The organism is Rhodococcus olei (assembly GCF_039540555.1).
GTDB lineage: Bacteria > Actinomycetota > Actinomycetes > Mycobacteriales > Mycobacteriaceae > Rhodococcus_G > Rhodococcus_G olei.
Genome location: NZ_BAABFB010000086.1, coordinates 1 through 1,120, shown reverse-complemented (window position 1 = coordinate 1,120; position 1,120 = coordinate 1). Strand labels below are relative to the sequence as shown.

Here is a 1,120-nt window from a genome sequence, read left to right as displayed (position 1 = left end):
GTGTGCGCCAGTCGAGGATCTTGCGGGGCCGGCTGTTCAAACGGTGCTCAACATCGCGAAGTACCTCGGGGCCGTGGACGGACAGATCAGTGCCTTTGGGGAAGTACTGACGAAGCAGACCATTCATGTTCTCGTTCGTGCCGCGCAGCCAGGGTGACGCCGCGTGGGCGAAGTAGACGCCCTCGGCGAACAGGTGACCGAATAGATCGTGGCGCGCCATCTCCGAGCCCTGATCCCAGGTGATCGTCCAACGCACATTTTCGGGAATCTGCTCGAAGAGCGCACCCAACGCTTCTGCGAACGGTTCGGCGCGGTGCCCGCCCGGCAGGTGCAAGAGCCTGACGTACCGGCTGCGCCGGTCGACCAGCGTGCCGATCGAAGACCGACTGGACCGACCGATGATCAAATCTCCTTCCCAATCCCCAGTTCTGGTGCGGGTTTCGACCACTTCGGGGCGGGCATCGATCGACTGTGACGGGGTGATGAACCGAATCCGGCGTTCGTCTGCACGGCGCCGGCGTCTACGCATCGGACGCCGGGTCCGCAATTTGCGGGTCAGTGTGCGGCACAATCCGGATCGACCACTGTTGTAGACGGCTCGGTAGATCGTCTCGTGGCAAACATGCCAGCTGACTCGGTCGGGATACTCGGCGCGCAGCCACGCGGCGATCTGTTCCGGGCTCCACTCGATTTTCAGCTTGTCCTGCACCATGTCACGAAGGGCGGGGTCGTCGAGCAAGCGGCCTCGTCGGGGTCGGAGCAAGCGCCCGGTGGCGCGGGCGTGTGCCAGAGTGGCGTCGTAGCCGCCGCGATCGTGCGGGAGGGTGTTGCGCTGCAGCTCGCGGCTGATCGTCGATGCCGATCGTCCCAGTCGCCGAGCAACCTCACGAATCGAGTGTCCGGCTGCTCGGAGGGTGGCGATGCGTTGTCGCTCGAGCAGGCTCAGGTATCGGGACGAACGAGCTTCATCCGGCAGCCGGGCCGGTGGCAGTCCGCCGTTCTCGATGCGCCACCGGTATCCGGTCTTGCGGCCGATGCCGAGTTGCCGGCAGGCCTCGATCGTGCCGACCCCGCCAGCCAGTAGCGCCCAGTACCGGGTTTCCAGTTCGAGTCGCCGTTT

Annotated in this window: 1 protein-coding gene; it reads right to left on the bottom strand. The window is 65.1% G+C overall.

Annotated features, from left to right (window positions below; all coding sequences use genetic code 11):
- Nucleotides 1-1,120, bottom strand: a 1,120-nt coding sequence (locus ABD951_RS27950; RefSeq protein ID WP_345353435.1) for an IS30 family transposase, incomplete at both ends; no start/stop codon positions are given.